The following is a 15,653-nucleotide window of genomic DNA, read 5'->3' on the forward strand; positions in this document are numbered from 1 at the left end:
GTGCTTATTTCCAATCGATCGATACCCTGGTTGGATATTCTGGTTGCAATTGACATGGTCGATGTCCTTGTAATCGGCGGCGGCAATGCCGCCCTCTGCGCGGCGCTGATGGCGCGCGAAGCGGGCGCTTCGGTGCTGCTCGTCGAAACGTCGCCGCGCGAATGGCGCGGCGGCAATTCACAGCACACGCGCAATCTGCGCTGCATGCACGACACCCCTCAGGACGTGCTCGTCGGCGAGTATCCCGAAGAGGAATTCTGGCAGGACCTGTTGAAGGTCACGGGCGGGCAGACGAACGAAGCGCTCGCCCGCCTCGTGATCCGGGCCTCGTCGAGCTGCCGTCCGTGGATGCACCGTCACGGCGTGCGTTTCCAGCCGTCGCTGTCGGGCGCGCTCCATACGGCGCGCACCAATGCGTTTTTCATGGGCGGCGGTAAGGCGCTCGTCAACGCGTACTACCGCAGCGCCGGGCAGCTCGGCGTACAGATACGCTACGATGCGCCCGTCGACCGGCTCGAGCTCGACGGCCCGCGCTTCGTCGCGGCTTATGTGGCCGACGAACGCATCGCGGCGTGCAGCTGCGTGCTTGCAGCCGGCGGCTTCGAATCGAACCGCGAGTGGCTGCGCGCCGCGTGGGGACAGAACGAGCGCGGCGAGTACCCGGCCGACAACTTCCTGATCCGCGGCTCGCGCTTCAACAACGGCACGCTGCTGCGCTTCATGCTCGACGCCGGCGCGGACCGCATCGGCGACCCGATGCAGGCTCACATGGTTGCGATCGACGCGCGAGCGCCGCTCTACGATGGGGGAATCTGCACGCGCATCGATTGCGTATCGCTCGGCATCGTCGTCAACCGGGAGGCCGTGCGCTTTTACGACGAAGGCGAGGACTTCTGGCCAAAGCGCTATGCAATCTGGGGCCGGCTCGTCGCGCAGCAACCGGGCCAGATTGCCTATTCGATAATCGATGCAAAAGCCGTCGGCCGTTTCATGCCGCCCGTGTTTCCCGGCGCGCGGGCGAACAGCCTGCGGGAACTCGCCCGCGCGCTCGACCTTGACGATGCGCGCTTCATGCAGACGCTCGACACCTACAACGCGGCGTGCCGGCCCGGCACGTTCGACCACACGCAGCTCGACGACTGCCACACCGAAAGCCTCACGCCGGCCAAGACACACTGGGCGCGTCCGATCGACACCGCGCCCTTCTTCGGCTATGCGCTGCGGCCGGGCGTCACCTTCACCTATCTCGGCCTGAAGACCGATCAGACAGCCGCCGTCCACTTCGGCGGCGTCCCCAGCCCGAACCTGTTCGTGGCGGGCGAAATGATGGCGGGCAACGTGCTCGGCCAAGGTTACACGGCGGGCGTCGGCATGAGCATCGGAACGGCCTTCGGCCGCATCGCAGGGAGCAACGCGGCCGCCGCAGCACGCGAGGAACACGCAGATGCAGCCGCTTGAGATCCTGATCCGCGATGCCCGGGCCGCGGCGGATGGTTCGTCGTTCGTCCCACCCGCCGCCACCGCGGAGAACGAAGTCGCGCGCATCCTGCAGATCTGCAATGCATGCCGCTATTGCGAAGGCTTTTGCGCGGTATTTCCAGCAATGACACGGCGTCTGGAGTTCGGCAACGCCGACGTGCATTACCTCGCGAACCTGTGCCACAACTGCGGCGCGTGCCTGCACGCGTGCCAGTACGCGCCGCCGCATGAGTTCGCGGTGAACGTGCCTCAGGCGATGGCTCGCGTGCGCCTGCGCACGTACCGCCTTTACGCGTGGCCAAGCGCTTTCGGCAGACTTTACGAGCGCAACGGGCTCGTGGTCTCGCTGGCGCTCGCCGCCGGCTTCGCGCTGTTCCTGATTCTCGCGCTCGCGCTGCGCGGCACCCTATGGCGCGCCGCGCCCGGAGGCAGCTTCTACGATGTATTCCCGCACCGGCTGATGGTCGGCGTGTTCGCGCCGGTGTTCCTGTTCGCGGTCGTTGCGCTTGGCGTCGGCGTGCGGCGCTTCTGGCGCGAGATGGGGCCCGGCGTGGCGAGTGCCGCGGAAACGGCCGAGGCCGGCGCGGCGGTGGCCACGCTCAAGTATCTCGGTGGCGGCCACGGCGACGGCTGCAACAACGACGACGACCGCTTCTCGCTCGCCCGCCGACACTTCCATCAGACCACCTTCTACGGCTTTCTGCTGTGCTTCCTGTCAACGAGCGTCGCCACGCTCTATCACTACCTGCTCGGTCTCGAAGCGCCGTATGCGTACATGAGCCTGCCGGCGCTGCTGGGCATCGCGGGCGGCATCGGCATCACGGTCGGCACGCTCGGCCTCGGATGGCTGAATCTGCGCCGACACCCGCTGCAGGGCGATGCGCAACAAAAACCGATGGATCTCGGCTTCATTGCGATGCTGCTGTTCATCGCCGTGAGCGGACTCGCGCTCGCCGCGTGGCGCGCGAGCGCGGCGATGCCTACGCTGCTCGCGCTTCATCTGGGCGCAGTGATCGCCTTGTTCCTGACGATGCCTTACGGAAAATTCGCGCATGGGCCGCTGCGCGCGGCAGCATTGCTCAAGTGGGCGATCGAGCGCCGCCAGCCGAATCGCCTGAGCCTTGCCGACGATTGACGCAGTAGACTGCAGACAGAGAATAGCTTTAATTAATAAAGGCACGCAGAAACGCGAATGATGCGGACCACACGCCGACGGGGCGCACATCACGCTCCAGGATACGGTTAACGAGCGCACGGAGACAAAAAATGGCAACAGTCGAAAAAGGTGTAGCAGCGCCCTCGCAGCAGCAGATTTTCAAGGTTGCGCTGGCCAGCATCATCGGGTCGGTCATCGAGCAGTACGACTTCCTCGTCACGGGGATTATCGCCGCCACCGTCTGGGGCGAGATCTTCTTCAAGCTGCCCAATCTCGCCGCCATCGCGGCCGCGATCGGCGTGTACGGACTCGGCATCGTGATCCGCCCCGTAGGCGCGTTCATCTTCGGGAACATCGCCGATCGCAAAGGCCGCAGGGACGCGATGGTCTATGCGCTGTTGCTGATGGGCGTGAGCACGCTTTTAATCGGACTGACGCCGACTTACGACAGCATCGGCGCCGCCGCCCCCATCCTCCTGATCCTGTTCCGCCTGGTGCAGGGCATCAGCTTCGGCGCCGAATTCGGCACCGCTGCGACGTGGGTCGTCGAGCAGGCGGCGAAGTCAAAGCGTCGCGCGTTCTGGGGAGCCTGGGTCGGATTCGCGATCCCGCTTGGCCTCCTCCTCGGCTTCGGCTCGGTCATCCTGGTCAAGTCGCTGATGTCGCCCGAGCAGTTCACCGCCTGGGGCTGGCGGATCTTCTTTTATGTCGGCTTCGCGGTGGCGATCGTCGGCATCGTGATCCGGACCCGCACCATGGACAGCTTCGTGTTCGAGCGCTTCAAGCATGGCGCCGAAACGCTCAAAAGTCCGGCCGCTCGCGTGTGGAAGGAAATGCCGCTACGCATCTTGCGCACGTCGCTCGTGAACGCGATGTTCGGCGGCGCGTTCTTCCTGAGCTTCGTGTTCGGCACGAGCTACATGAAAGCGGTCGGCTTCGCCGGAACACTCGCGGAAACGATCGGCCTCATTGCTGCCGCTTCGATGCTGGTGTTCATGATCATCGGCTCGCTGCTCGCGGACATCATCAACCGACGCACGATCCTGCTGATCTCGGCCGTGGTCTTCCTCGTGTGGGCGATCCCCTATTTCTACCTGATCAACACCGGCAACTTCTGGCTCGCGGTGCTCGCCGAGGTGATCGGCTTCGGCTTCGTGTTCGGCTTCGGATATGGCGCGATCCCGACCTTCTATACCGAGAACTTCCCGACGCGCTTCCGCGCGTCGGGCGCGAGCGCCGCCTATCAGGTGTCGCAGGTCTACGGCGGGGGGCTCATTCCGATCATCGCCGGCCTGATCCTGCATGCGTACGGGATCCATCGAGCCTATATTTATATCGGTCTCTTCGTGATGGTCTACGCCGTGGCGGCAATCCTGGCGATCCTCGCGACGCCGGAAACCAAGGGCGTCGATCTCGAATTCTGATTCGGCAAGGAGCAACGCGATGTCGTCTGCCTCGCTCGCCCTGACCCGCACCCTGTGGAATGCGCTCGGCGGCCAGGCCGACGATGTCGACCGACTCGCCTTTCGCGGCACCGGCAGTCTGCCGTCGGCGTTCGCAGTCACCGACTTCGCCGCCGCGTCGGTCGCCGCCGCGGCGCTCGCAGTCGACGAACTGCTCGCGCATGCGCATCCGCACGCCGCGCGCTCGCTCTCGGACGAGCCCACTTCATCCCCCTTTCAGACCCGCCAGCCCGCGGCTGTCGAAGTCGACCGGCGGCTTGCCTCGTTCTGGTTTGCGACGTCGCTGCGCCCGGACGGTTGGCAGGTTCCCCCGTTGCGCGATCCATTGACGGGCGACTACCCGACCCGCGATGGCTGGATCCGCCTGCATGCTAACGCGGCTCATCACCGGGCGGCCGTGCGTCGCACGCTCGGCGCGGTCGCCGACCGCCACGCGGCCGCCGCGGCCGTCGCGACATGGGAAGGCGCCGACCTCGAACAGGCGATCATCGATGCAGGCGGTTGTGCCGCGCAGATGCGCGACGCCGACGCGTGGCGTACGCATCCACAAGGCAGCGCGGTAGCGGCCGAACCGGTCGTCGCGTACGACAAGGGGCCAACTGGCACCGTGCCTGGCTGGCCCATCGCGCTCAAGCGACCGCTTGACGGCGTGCGCGTGCTCGACGTGACGCGCGTGCTCGCCGGGCCAACGGCTACGCGCTTTCTTGCGGGCCTGGGCGCGACGGTCTTGCGCATCGATCCCCCGGACTGGGACGAGCCCGGCGCCGTGCCGGACGTCACGCTCGGCAAGCGCTGCGCCCGGCTCGACTTGAAAACGTTATCCGGACATACGACGTTTGCTGGGCTACTGGCGGACGCCGATGTGCTCGTGCACGGCCTGCGCCCGGGCGCGCTCGACCGGCTCGGCTTTGACGCGGCCACGCGCGAGCGCCTCGCGCGCGGGCTCGTAGACGTCAGCCTCGATGCTTACGGCTGGAGCGGACCTTGGGGGATGCGTCGCGGCTTCGATAGCCTGGTGCAGATGAGCAGCGGCATCGCCGACGCGGGAATGCGCTGGCGCGCATCCGCCTCGCCCGTCCCGCTACCGGTGCAGGCGCTGGACCACGCCACCGGCTATCTGGTGGCGGCCGCGGTGCTGCGCGGCCTGAAGCGCCGGCTCGAGCACGGCATCGCGACGCGCGCGCGACTCTCGCTCGCCCAGACCGCAAGACTGCTCATCGACTTCAACGCACCGTGGGACGACACCTCGCTCGCCTCGGAATCCGCAGCCGACGCGAGCGCGGCGATCGAATCGACTCCATGGGGGCCGGCTCGCCGCATTGCGGCGCCGTGGCGGATCGCCGGCGTCGACGTGCACTGGGATTTGCCGGCTAGCGCACTAGGCAGCGCGCCCCCATGCTGGCCCTGAAGTCTTGCGCATGCGCTGCCGATGAACTGTCGTAGGGATCCATTCGTTAAGCCTCGCGGCTCCCATCCTTATCGACGAGGCGGCGGCGCACGAGCTCCGGATGGCCGGCGCAATACAACCCGGCTGCGGCGGACAGCCTGGCTAAGTGGCACAGGGCCGCCGATTGCCGGCGTTTGCGCTTAAACTTCCGCACCCACCCCGCGCTCGCGCTGAACGAAGCCGACGCGGCCAGCCTGGAGTTGGACGAGGCGTCGATCGCGGCAGCAGTAGCGGCCTACCAGTCGGTGTCACGGGGTGTCCTCGAGAAAATGCTGCCGCGCAGGCCATCTCCCGTCCGGTGACGGTAAAGCGACGACGCCATCCCGGCCACCAGCCGCCTGCGTGGCGCAGATAATTGATATGTCAACGAAGGACGATCGAAACCCCGTCTCCGGGGCCTTGCCGCGCAATGGTAGTCGCGGTTAGAAAGGCCGCAGCCCTATTGCGGCAAGACACACCTGTTCCAGCGGCCTGGCGCTGCTGGCAACGATCAACGGCTATCCTCAGACTGCATCCGACGCCCAACAGTGGGTCCCGGCACAGCCATGGTGCCCGAGGCGATTGGCCGGTGGCTCGATCGTTGCCGTCACGGCATCACGACCACCGAACGCCCTTCACTGTCCGCCGCACATAACAATGATAAAGAGAGCGATAGTGAGGGCTCCGAGCGCGACCACTATCCATGTAACGCAGTCATCAGTGGAGTATCACGCTTCATTGGGCCGTCGTCCTCAGTCAGGGAGTCGAGCCAAGCTTGCTTCGCGGCGTCTTTCTCTGCTTTGTACTTCTCGACGGCGGCGACATCGATATTGAGCGTGCCGCATGGGTTTCTCCGCAACAGGTCGCACAAAATCAATCTTTTCAGCTACTTGTCCGCTTGCCCGGGAATTGTCCACAGCCTTGCAAACAGATTGTGTGGACAACTTGATGGTCCTGGCATGAGGGCGGCATCTCGAATGCGGTCTGGCAATCGCAAATTAACGGTATATACTGTTTATACCGTTTATCAGTCTGGAGATGGTCATGAGTGAACCCAGCGTGAGGAAGCCGACGAAGAAGGCCTTTCACTTCCCGAAGAATGTCAACGGCCATGCGAAAGCCGATGAGAAGCCAGCGGATGAGAAGAGCATGGCCGCAGCCGCAGCGCCAGATGCCCAGCCGGCTCCGACGAAGGTCGGCAAACAGAAGCGCGCGAAACCCGTTGAGGCAGCGCAAGTCAGTCCGGCAGCCGAGGTGAAAGCGAAACGCGCGAAGAAAGAGAAGGTGGTTCGCGACAGCTTCACGATGCCGAGGTCCGACTACGAGAAAATCGCGGCGCTGAAACAGAAGTGTCTCGACGCAGGCGTCTCGGTGAAAAAAAGCGAGCTTCTTCGCGCTGGTCTGCTCTTGCTGGACTCGGCCCCCACCGCCGAGGGTCTGCTGGCAGCTGTTTCTGCGGTCGAAACCGTCAAGACTGGTCGACCAGCAAAATCGTAGCTGTACCATGGTCCGAGCGGATTGCCCGTGCGGGCCGGGGTTCGCCGCTGTGCTTCACTGAATGCTCCTGCACGGTTCCTGGAACATCGGCCACTGTTCCTACGACGCGCGCCATGACGTGATGGAGCGGTCACGAAACCGCGCGGCGATTACAAAAACAGCTGGGTTGGCTGGCACGGATTCCTATGCCCGATAACCACCTTTCCAGTCGATTCGACGCTGACATCAACCACGTATTGTCCAAGGTTTTCGAGATGGGCGGTTTCGTTGAATCGCAAGTCATGAATGCGATGCAGGCGCTTAACCACCTCGATTTGGACCTGGTCGACAGAATCATCGCCGACGAGCGTCGAGTCAATGCCATCGAAGCGGAGGCCGATGAAGAGTGCATCAACATCATCGCGCGGTACCAGCCGGCTGCACGCGACCTGCGTCTGCTGATGGCCATTTCGAAAATCGTCACGAACCTCGAGCGTGCTGGGGATGAAGCGCGGAAGGTCGCTAAGCGGACTCGACGAATTGCAGAAGACCACAATGCACCGACCATCAATGTCGCGGAAATCGCGTTATCCGGTGAGATGGCCATGACTATCCTCCGCGGTGCGCTTGATGCATTCGCGCGCCTCGACACAGTTGCCGCAGCACAAATCGTCCGCGACGACGACGCTATCGATGACCAGTTTCGTTTGTTCGTCCATGAGCTGGTGAAGTACATGATGGAGGCTCCCCGAATCATCCCCATCGCGCTGGACTACCTCTTCATCGCAAAGGCCATCGAACGCATTGGCGACCATGCGACGAACATAGCGGAATTCATTATCTACGTAGTCAAAGGCAAGGACGTGCGCCACGTTTCCCGTGAACAACTCGAACGCGAAGCATTCGGTCAATGATAGAGCGTGAAAGCAGGACGAAGCAGGGAGCGCATCGGTCGCGAAGACGGACTGACAGCGATGCGCTTCTCCTCGCCTTCGCAGTTAGTACGGGATGCACAACGCCATGGCGTCAAGGTGCTGCCGGTCGATGTGGCCATCAGCGTTTGGGACTCGTCGCTTGAGCACAGTGCTGGCATCGTCGCTGACTATCGGTCTGTCGGTCTTACGCTTGGTCGACATCCGCGCGAACTGCTGCGGCCGGAGTTGCTCGCAAACCGGCTGATGCCAGCGTCGACTCTGCGCACCTATCGCGACGGGCGGCTCGCACGAGGCTGCGGTCTTGTTACCGCACGGCAACGGCCGGGCACTGCGAAGGGGGTCATGTTTGTTACGCTTGAAGACGAGACCGGCAACGTGAATGTAATCGTGTAGCCGAGCCTGCTCGAGAAGCAGAGAAAGGAAGCGCTCGGCGCATCGCTACTTGCCGTGTACGGAACATGGCAATGCGAAGGTGAGGTTCGACATCTGGTCGCGCAGCGCCTTGTCGATATGTCTCACCTGCTTGGCGGCCTGATTACTGCGAGCAGAAATTTTTGCTGACTTACCAACGTGCCTTTGGAATCGGCATTTCCTTTCAACAGCCATATTTCGATTTCCCTCGTCAGCACAAGAGGCGGCTTTTCGACTACGTTGCCTTGCGGCGCTGTTGCTCGCGATGGGTTATGTGGTCCGCCAGCAGCCGTCGCATTGTGGCCAGCAACACCGGTCCGTCCACGGGTTTGCGAAGGAAGCCGTCGTAATTGATGAAGGCCGGTGGACTGGCCGCTTCAGGTATCGCCGGTACAATCTAAGGACCTAACACTTTGACTTCGAACATGGCCGGGACGCCCAGGCGGACAAGACGATTTTTTTCAGATGCTCTTGAACGACAAGACCACCGTAAACGTGTTCCTCGTGAACGGCATCAGACTGACCGGTCAACTGGCCGCTTTTGACCAGTTTGCAGTTCTGCTGGAGTCTGGCCCGGCTGCGCAACTTGTCTTCAAACATGCCATTTCGACCGTGCTGCCGGTCAATGGCAGGAGCCAGGCACGTGACCCGACCGAGGTGCCGGTGAGTGGCGACAAGCCGAACCGCGTGCGAGGCCGTGTCCGATGAGAACTGCCATGACATGCTGTCGCTTACGCTTGACCTGCACATAGCCAGACGACGTCCACGTCGAGAAGTTCGGAAAGGCGCGCACAATCCGTGCTCTTCGGAACGGTAACTCCGGCGCGCCAAAGGGTCACCTCGTGTTCCGGTACGCCGAGTGACCTGGCCACCCGACCGGAGGTCACCCTGGCGCGCTTGATGGTCATGTCCAGTCGTGCAGCGAAGGCCCGCCTGGAGCCGTTGTGTTTGAGAGTGCCTTGCAGATGTACATCAAGATTCAGACGACGATTCATGACGTGCAATGCTCCTGTAACTCATCGTGACCAAACCTACGTGCTTCAGGCTACGAAGGTGTGACACGACTTCGACGTTGATGCTTGCGGTCGAACGCCATCAACCGGGCTGGCATGCCGTTCGCGTGAACTTCACTGCACCTGAACGCCCGTTGCGGCGCGCCTTCCCCGCTCTGAGTTAACGCTTTAAATGCCCGGTGTAATCGACACGGATACCGTTTTCCCTATCCCGTACGTGGCCAGAAGTCACTCCGCCGCTTTCTTCGAGTGAAGTAGCAGCGCAATGACAACGCTCGCAGACGTAGGTCTGTCGGAAAACCTACCCGGAGGTCGGCACCTGTTCGTGCGTCACCGGCCTTGGTCACCACCGGGTGCCGGAAGTTCCGCTGGCGAAATATCTGCTTGCGTGGAAAAGAACGGCGCGCTGTTCCACGACCTCGTCACCCATCGTGATGATGGTCTCCGGCGAAAGCGCATCGCGATAAGGGCGCAGACGCATTCAGCAGGTGGCGGCGAGAGAAAAAACACCCTTCTTCAAGGGTGCCCCAGATAGGCAGATTCAATTGGCGCCCCGACCGCTGCCGTCCTGTAATTGAATTTTCGGCGTTTGCGGCTCCTGCATCTGTCGACGTCCGCAGAGCACCCTTACGCAGCCCAGCGCTGAGGACGTTGTGCGGGCTCGCGGCTGAGACCAATACGCCTGCGGAGCCGGTGTCGAAAATGCAGCCGACCCGAGAGCTTCCAGACGAGGCGCTTCATCAGTTGGTCACCGTTGCGGAACATGCTGGCGTTGGGCATACATCTTCCGGAGGCGAACATGACTGATTTTCAGAGACAGGCTGCTACAACCCAGCAAGCCAATCTTGACTTCTTTTTCGGCCTGGCCAGCAAAATGCTGGAGGGCGAGGAAAAGCTCGTCAGACTGAATCTGGATACGGCGAAAATGACGCTTGCCAATTGGCACCAACACGAGCAAGACGGGCTGGCGAAAAAGGACCGACAGGAAGTTACCGGTCTGCAAGACGCGCTGGCGCTGCACTCGGCGGAGAAGGTCCTGACGTACGAACGTCAGGTTGCGGAGATTGCGTCGATCACGCAAACGCAGCTAGCAGAGGTCGTCAATGCGCGGTACCAGGAGGTCAGCCGCCAAGTTCAATCGTTCGTCGAGAAACTCGCGCAAAACGCCCCGGTCGGCTCCGAAGCCACAATCGCATTTCTGAAACAAGCTATCACGCTGGCCAACACCACTCAGGAAAGCGTGCAAAAGGCCACGAAGCAGGCAGTCGAAGTCGCGCAAAGTAACCTGGACGCCGCAACAAAAGCCGCATTAGAGGTGACCGAAGCGGCTGACCAGACAGTCGAGAAAGCAGCAAAAGCGGCGAAGCAGTAATTTGAAGGAACGTTGAACCGGTGGTCGCACGGCGCGGCGAGCTAAGGTGAACATGCAATGCGTGGCGCCTTAGCCGCCGTCCGCGCCGGTCTCGCTGCTGGTTACAGGAAGAGACTCACTGTTCCAGTTGCCATCGTCCGTTCCCGACAAAATTCGAAGAGCGCATTTACTTCGGTGAGCGTGAGGGTTGCAAGCCTTGGCCCAATCGCAGTTACCAATGTGCTTTGATGAAGGAGCCGTGTCTTCAAGGGGCCGCGGCGGGTGAGCTGTCGCCTTGCTTTCCCGGCTCCGATGAATATCTTGTGTGCCCGGATTGGACCGGCATCATGCACATCAACCGGTTCCCCCTCCCATCTCGACGACGACAATCGGCGTCAGATTTGTTCGACATCCAGTTCCCGTCGCTCGGGCGGTCTTCACCTGCATAGCTCACACTTGCTCGATTTGTGCCGGGACGACCGACGCGCCGTGCGGTGGCGCCCCACGTGTTCGTGGACTTCGCCCATCCTGCGAAAAAATGCGGCTCAATAGCCGTGCACCAGCTCGAAACCAGATTGAATCCCGAGCGCGGCAAACTCGTGACCGTCATCAAAAGGTGGTGGCAGCCACCTGCGCGAGAGGGGGCTCTGCGGTTGACTTCCGCCTGTTGGCAGTGGGCGGGAACACGCTCCACCTGCCGTCATCGTGCCTGAAGAAAAACAACGCGCGCGCTCCGGCTGGTGACGACGTTTCGACGCACACATAGCGTCTCCCATTCCCTGCGGTGCGACTGAATCTGGTTACATGAACGTGCATCGTGGGAGCCGGTGCGAGCCACTTTTCGACCTGACAACGCAGGGACTGCCTGTTCGTGTTTTTCATGTTCCGCTCCAACAAGTTTTCGTTCAGGTAACGGGACGGTTTCTCACCGTTCATCTCCTTAACGCCGCAGACGCCCGCAATGTTGACCAGGGATTTGTGATTTCTGAAACGGGATATTTCGAGGTGAGTAGGCCTCGGAGAATTGCCAGGGGCTGGACGGCCGACGCCACAGTCCGGCTCGTCCCTGACCATCGAAATCCGCGCGCCCGCGTTGCCTGAGGGCGACTCCTGTCGCCTCGCCGTGCATCGGCAGTTCCGGGTTGCTGGTAAATTGACAGGATGGACGCTTTGTCAGACAGGTTCGCGGATAAGTCCGGGTTTTTGCCGCTCGAAGCACCGTGAGCACCGTGCCTCTCACAGTGCTTGCGCGACCGGCAAGCTAGAATCATGCTTCGACTCACGTAGAGAGAAATGAGCAGATGAATGATGCATTCGAGCGCCGTGCCTTGTTGCTTCACCTTGGAGACGTACTGGAGGTCGTGAGCTGTCTCCTGAAATGTGGCGATGGCCACGAGACCGTACGCGAACTGGCGGCAGCGCACGACCCGCTTGGAGGCTTCCCGCTCCTGGAACAGGTATCGCCGCGGATGACAGCAGAGCAGTTTGTTCAGCGAGTGTCAGACGCCTTCTTCGCATGGCCACGGGAATTGCTTGAGCCTGAGCTGAATCGCAAGCGTCTTGCTTCCACTGTTCGACGGAGCCTGTTTGCCGGCAACGTGGAGGGATGGCGTGCGTATGTCGCTGCGTTACGGGGCGAAGTTCCGTGGTTCGGCGCGGGCCTGCCGCCGCTGAAAGCCGGCGAGGGCGTGTGCACTGATTCGACCGATGGCAGTTCCGAGAGCTTGCAGGCGGACGAGGCTCCGAGCGCTGGCGATGTCGAGCGCAATGGCGGACAGTCCGGGGACCAACGGGAGAGCGTTGAAAGCAGCGGGCGAGTCTACCCCTCATGGCCGTGGAAGTCCGACGCGTAAGTTGTGGAGACGGCGTGAGAGTAGATGAACGGTTCTCTTGACCTGACGCCACGTCGCCGGTGATTTCGCTGCGTTCGTCGACGTCCACAGGGTCCGGATTGTGCGCGCCGATGCTCTACGGGAGCGTTACGCTTGGGGCGCTGACAAACCGTGTTGGTAGTATTCGTCGACTGCTTATATCTGTCGTATCGCTCAAGGAAAGACGTCGTACCAACGGGCGCGCCTGGTCCCTCCCGGAATCGAAATTCCTCCTGCATAGTCAGGGAATTTCTCATGCGACGGCGGCCTTTTGGGTGGCCGTTCGTTTTTCGGATTCCGGCCACAGCCGATTGGCTCGTGCATCCTTCCTTCTCGCATATCTCAAACGTACTCCATGTCCAGCCAGTCACCACTTCACGACATCATTACCCTCGCCGAAATCCAGTCGCTCGTGGACACGAAAACGTTCGGGCGCGGCAAGGCGTATTTCCACGAGGGCGTCGTCTCGCGCCTCGAAGAGCGCGATGGTGTCCTTCGCGCGAACGTACGCGGCACGCACCGGTACAGCGTCGAGCTTGGCGTAGGCGGCGACGGCGAGCTGACCTACGAATGCGACTGTCCGGTCGGCGAGGACGGTATCTTCTGCAAGCACGCGGTCGCGGTCGCCCTGTCGTGGCTCGAGAATACCGGCGCGGAAGTGTTTCATGCCGATGAGTCAGAGCCGGCAAAGCCTCGTAAAAAGCGCAAGACATACGAGGAGCAGATTCGTGAATATGTTGCGACGCTGAATGCGGAAGCCGTGCGCGAACTGTTGCTGGAAGCGGTCGAGCGCGACATGGCGCTGCGCGACAGGCTGTTGCTCGCGGCGCGTGCGGCGAACGCCAGTGACCTTCCGAGCATGAAGACCGCGGTACGACAGGCGACGCGCATTTCGCGGCCGCTCGACTGGCGCGAAGCCGGCGCGTACGGCGACGGCCTGATGTCGCTCGCGGACATGCTGCGGCAGCGGCTTGCCAGTCCTCAGGCCGCCCAGGTGGTCGAGCTTGCGGAGCTTGCGATTGCCGGCACCGAAGCAAGTCTCGAGCAGATTGATGACTCCGGGGGTGATGTGATGCCGGCCATCATGGAGCTTGCCGCCGTACATCTCGAAGCATGTCGTCAGACGCGACCGGACCCAACGAAGCTCGCGGAGCGACTGTTCCGGTTTCAGACCGACGGCGTGTGGGATACCTTCTACGATGTGTTGCCGGCTTACGCCGAACCGCTCGGCGACCTTGGGATTCATCGGTACCGCATGCTTGTAGAAAACGGATGGGACGGCCTGCCGGCACTGGCGCCGAGCAATGAGTTTCGCCCGTCGTTCGACCCGCTACGCATGCGACTGGAACGCGCGATGGAGGCGCTGGCCGACCTCGACGGCGATGTGGACGCACTGGTTCGCATCCGGTCAAAGGACCTGTCGAGTCCCTACCGTTTTTTGCTGGTCGCAGAGCTTTGCGCGAAGCACGGGCGCTACGACGAAGGACTCGCCTGGGCCGAACGCGGCCTCATGGAGTCAGGCAAGAACGTGGACCAGCGTCTGCTCGACTTCTGCATCCAGGAGCACCTGCGGCGCGGCGAATTCGAGAAGGCTGATGTGCTCGCGTGGCAGCGTTTCGGGATGCACCCGGGCGCAGAAGCATTCGCCGCCCTGATGGATGTCGCCAGCGCGACTGGCCAGCATGATATGACACGCGAGCGCGCGCTCAATCATCTGTGGAGTCTTGTTCGTGCTGAAGAGGCGCCGACCAAAGCGAAGCGCAATTCCTGGCAGATGCCGACGCGAACCGAACTGGTCAAAATCTTTCTCACCGGGCGCGAGCACCACACGGCGTGGAAGACGTTCTGCGGCGGTCCAGTGGCGACAACTATGTGGGCAACGATGGCATCCATTCGCTCAAAGACCCATCCGCACGACGCCATTGTCCTGTATCACCGCCTGCTGCCCATCGCCGCCGAAAGTGGCACGCGTAACGCCCGTTATGAGGAGGCGTTCGACATCGTGCGGACTATTGGGGGACTGCGAGCGCAACTGAACGAGCATGCGCAGTTTAGCGATGAACTCGATTCAATCCGACAGACCTATCGCGCCAAGCGCAATTTTATCAAGCTACTGGCGGTGCTCGGTTAGGTTCGCCAGGGCGAATCCTTTCCCTTCGGCGCGACTGTGACCGCTTTCGGCGCGGTCTTGAGCGCAGCAACAATCAACATACGCCAAAGTCCCACGCTGAGCTGCCATGTCGACATGATTGGTGTTCCACCAGCGTAGTGTTAATACTGGCTATGTGGCCGAGGGTTTTGCTGGAAAATGCTCCGAGCGCGTCGAGTCCAGTTCTCGCGCGAAGAGGGAGACGTCCGACGTTGCAGCGAGTTCCAGGACGAGCAAGCACCTTGGGCGCGAGCGCGGATGCGATGGTACTCCGCGTGGGTGTTAATCGCGGCACAGAACTGCATGACATCGCAAGGTGAGGCGACTGCCCTCGCGTGTTCTGCATGTTGGAGTACTTTCCGATGAAAGTTCTTCTGGTAGACGACTACAGCGCTACAACTGACCTGCTGGCCGACGTCGCATGCTCGATGGGGCATGCTGTGACGAAAGCGTATTCCGGTGCTGACGCATTGGTTGCGGTCGGCGGTGACGGCGCTTTCGATTTCATTCTCGTGGACATTGGACTGCCCGACATTAACGGCCACGAGTTGTGCCTGCGGCTCCGTGCATCCGAGAAATATGCGTCCCGGCGCATCTTTTCAATGACCGCGTATGACGACGTCCGCGAGCGCTTCGACATGTCGTGCTTTGATGGCCAGCTTTTGAAGCCGCTATTGCTTGAACAATTCGAGTCTTTGCTCTCAGATTGAAGCGCGCCGCAGCCGCCCTCTTGGTACGTTGAGAGGCTCGGCAAAAAGCGGTCGTGCAGCCATCTTGCTTTTCGTCCATCTACTAAGGAAACACTGATTTATTTGGTGCGACCGTCATCGCAGATGTGGTCGAGGGCGTTGTAGAAGAAATTCACGGGACGGACGATCGACGATGAAGCGGCAGATCAGCTTTGCGGAAGCGGAAAGTGCGGG

11 protein-coding genes and 2 pseudogenes are annotated in these 15,653 nt (G+C 61.8%); 12 read left to right on the forward strand and 1 reads right to left on the reverse strand.

The genetic code is table 11. The features are described 5' to 3' along the window. The first annotated feature begins 54 nt into the window (after nt 1-54). The 8 genes and pseudogenes from tcuA to hfq form a co-directional block, all read left to right on the forward strand. Complete coding sequence (tcuA, locus tag F6X37_RS14160; RefSeq protein ID WP_187611745.1) at nt 55-1,458, forward strand: FAD-dependent tricarballylate dehydrogenase TcuA; 1,404 nt, start codon at nt 55-57, stop codon at nt 1,456-1,458. Beyond that, entirely contained in the window at nt 1,445-2,614 is a 1,170-nt protein-coding gene (tcuB, locus tag F6X37_RS14165; protein ID WP_187611746.1) for a tricarballylate utilization 4Fe-4S protein TcuB, read from the forward strand. The genes tcuA and tcuB overlap by 14 nt, the downstream gene beginning before the upstream one ends. 131 nt (nt 2,615-2,745) lie before the next feature. Then, complete coding sequence (locus F6X37_RS14170) at nt 2,746-4,059, forward strand: MFS transporter (protein ID WP_187611747.1); 1,314 nt, start codon at nt 2,746-2,748, stop codon at nt 4,057-4,059. A gap of 19 nt (nt 4,060-4,078) precedes the next feature. Beyond that, nucleotides 4,079-5,506 (forward strand): CoA transferase, encoded by a 1,428-nt coding sequence (locus F6X37_RS14175; protein ID WP_187611748.1) that lies wholly within the window; start codon nt 4,079-4,081, stop codon nt 5,504-5,506. A gap of 1,062 nt (nt 5,507-6,568) precedes the next feature. Then, nucleotides 6,569-7,021 carry a hypothetical protein gene (locus F6X37_RS14180; RefSeq protein WP_187611749.1) on the forward strand — a complete coding sequence of 151 codons (453 nt, stop codon included), beginning with the start codon at nt 6,569-6,571 and terminating at the stop codon, nt 7,019-7,021. A 185-nt stretch (nt 7,022-7,206) separates the two neighbouring features. Next, complete coding sequence (gene phoU, locus F6X37_RS14185; protein ID WP_184060934.1) at nt 7,207-7,914, forward strand: phosphate signaling complex protein PhoU; 708 nt, start codon at nt 7,207-7,209, stop codon at nt 7,912-7,914. A 60-nt stretch (nt 7,915-7,974) separates the two neighbouring features. Next, nucleotides 7,975-8,496: pseudogene (locus F6X37_RS14190) on the forward strand (OB-fold nucleic acid binding domain-containing protein); the annotation flags it as partial. 309 nt (nt 8,497-8,805) lie between these two features. Then, nucleotides 8,806-9,054 (forward strand): annotated as a pseudogene (gene hfq / locus F6X37_RS14195) (RNA chaperone Hfq); the annotation flags it as partial. 23 nt (nt 9,055-9,077) lie between these two features. Here hfq and F6X37_RS14200 read toward each other — a convergent pair. Further along, nucleotides 9,078-9,341: an XRE family transcriptional regulator gene (locus tag F6X37_RS14200; RefSeq protein ID WP_184055994.1), complete on the reverse strand. Its 264-nt coding sequence runs from the start codon at nt 9,339-9,341 to the stop codon at nt 9,078-9,080. 817 nt (nt 9,342-10,158) lie between these two features. Here F6X37_RS14200 and phaP point away from each other — a divergent pair. The 4 genes from phaP to F6X37_RS14220 all read left to right on the forward strand — a co-directional run bounded on the left by phaP (nt 10,159) and on the right by F6X37_RS14220 (nt 15,440). Continuing rightward, a complete protein-coding gene (gene phaP / locus F6X37_RS14205) occupies nt 10,159-10,731 on the forward strand; it encodes a TIGR01841 family phasin (RefSeq protein WP_187611751.1) in 573 nt (190 codons plus the stop codon). A 1,280-nt stretch (nt 10,732-12,011) separates the two neighbouring features. After that, nucleotides 12,012-12,563 carry a hypothetical protein gene (locus F6X37_RS14210; protein WP_187611752.1) on the forward strand — a complete coding sequence of 184 codons (552 nt, stop codon included), beginning with the start codon at nt 12,012-12,014 and terminating at the stop codon, nt 12,561-12,563. 373 nt (nt 12,564-12,936) lie between these two features. Further along, entirely contained in the window at nt 12,937-14,712 is a 1,776-nt protein-coding gene (locus F6X37_RS14215; RefSeq protein ID WP_187611753.1) for an SWIM zinc finger domain-containing protein, read from the forward strand. A gap of 380 nt (nt 14,713-15,092) precedes the next feature. Continuing rightward, nucleotides 15,093-15,440: a response regulator gene (locus tag F6X37_RS14220; RefSeq protein WP_187611754.1), complete on the forward strand. Its 348-nt coding sequence runs from the start codon at nt 15,093-15,095 to the stop codon at nt 15,438-15,440. The last annotated feature ends 213 nt before the right edge of the window (nt 15,441-15,653 follow it).

This window comes from Paraburkholderia sp. 31.1, assembly GCF_014397645.1.
Taxonomy (GTDB): domain Bacteria; phylum Pseudomonadota; class Gammaproteobacteria; order Burkholderiales; family Burkholderiaceae; genus Paraburkholderia; species Paraburkholderia tuberum.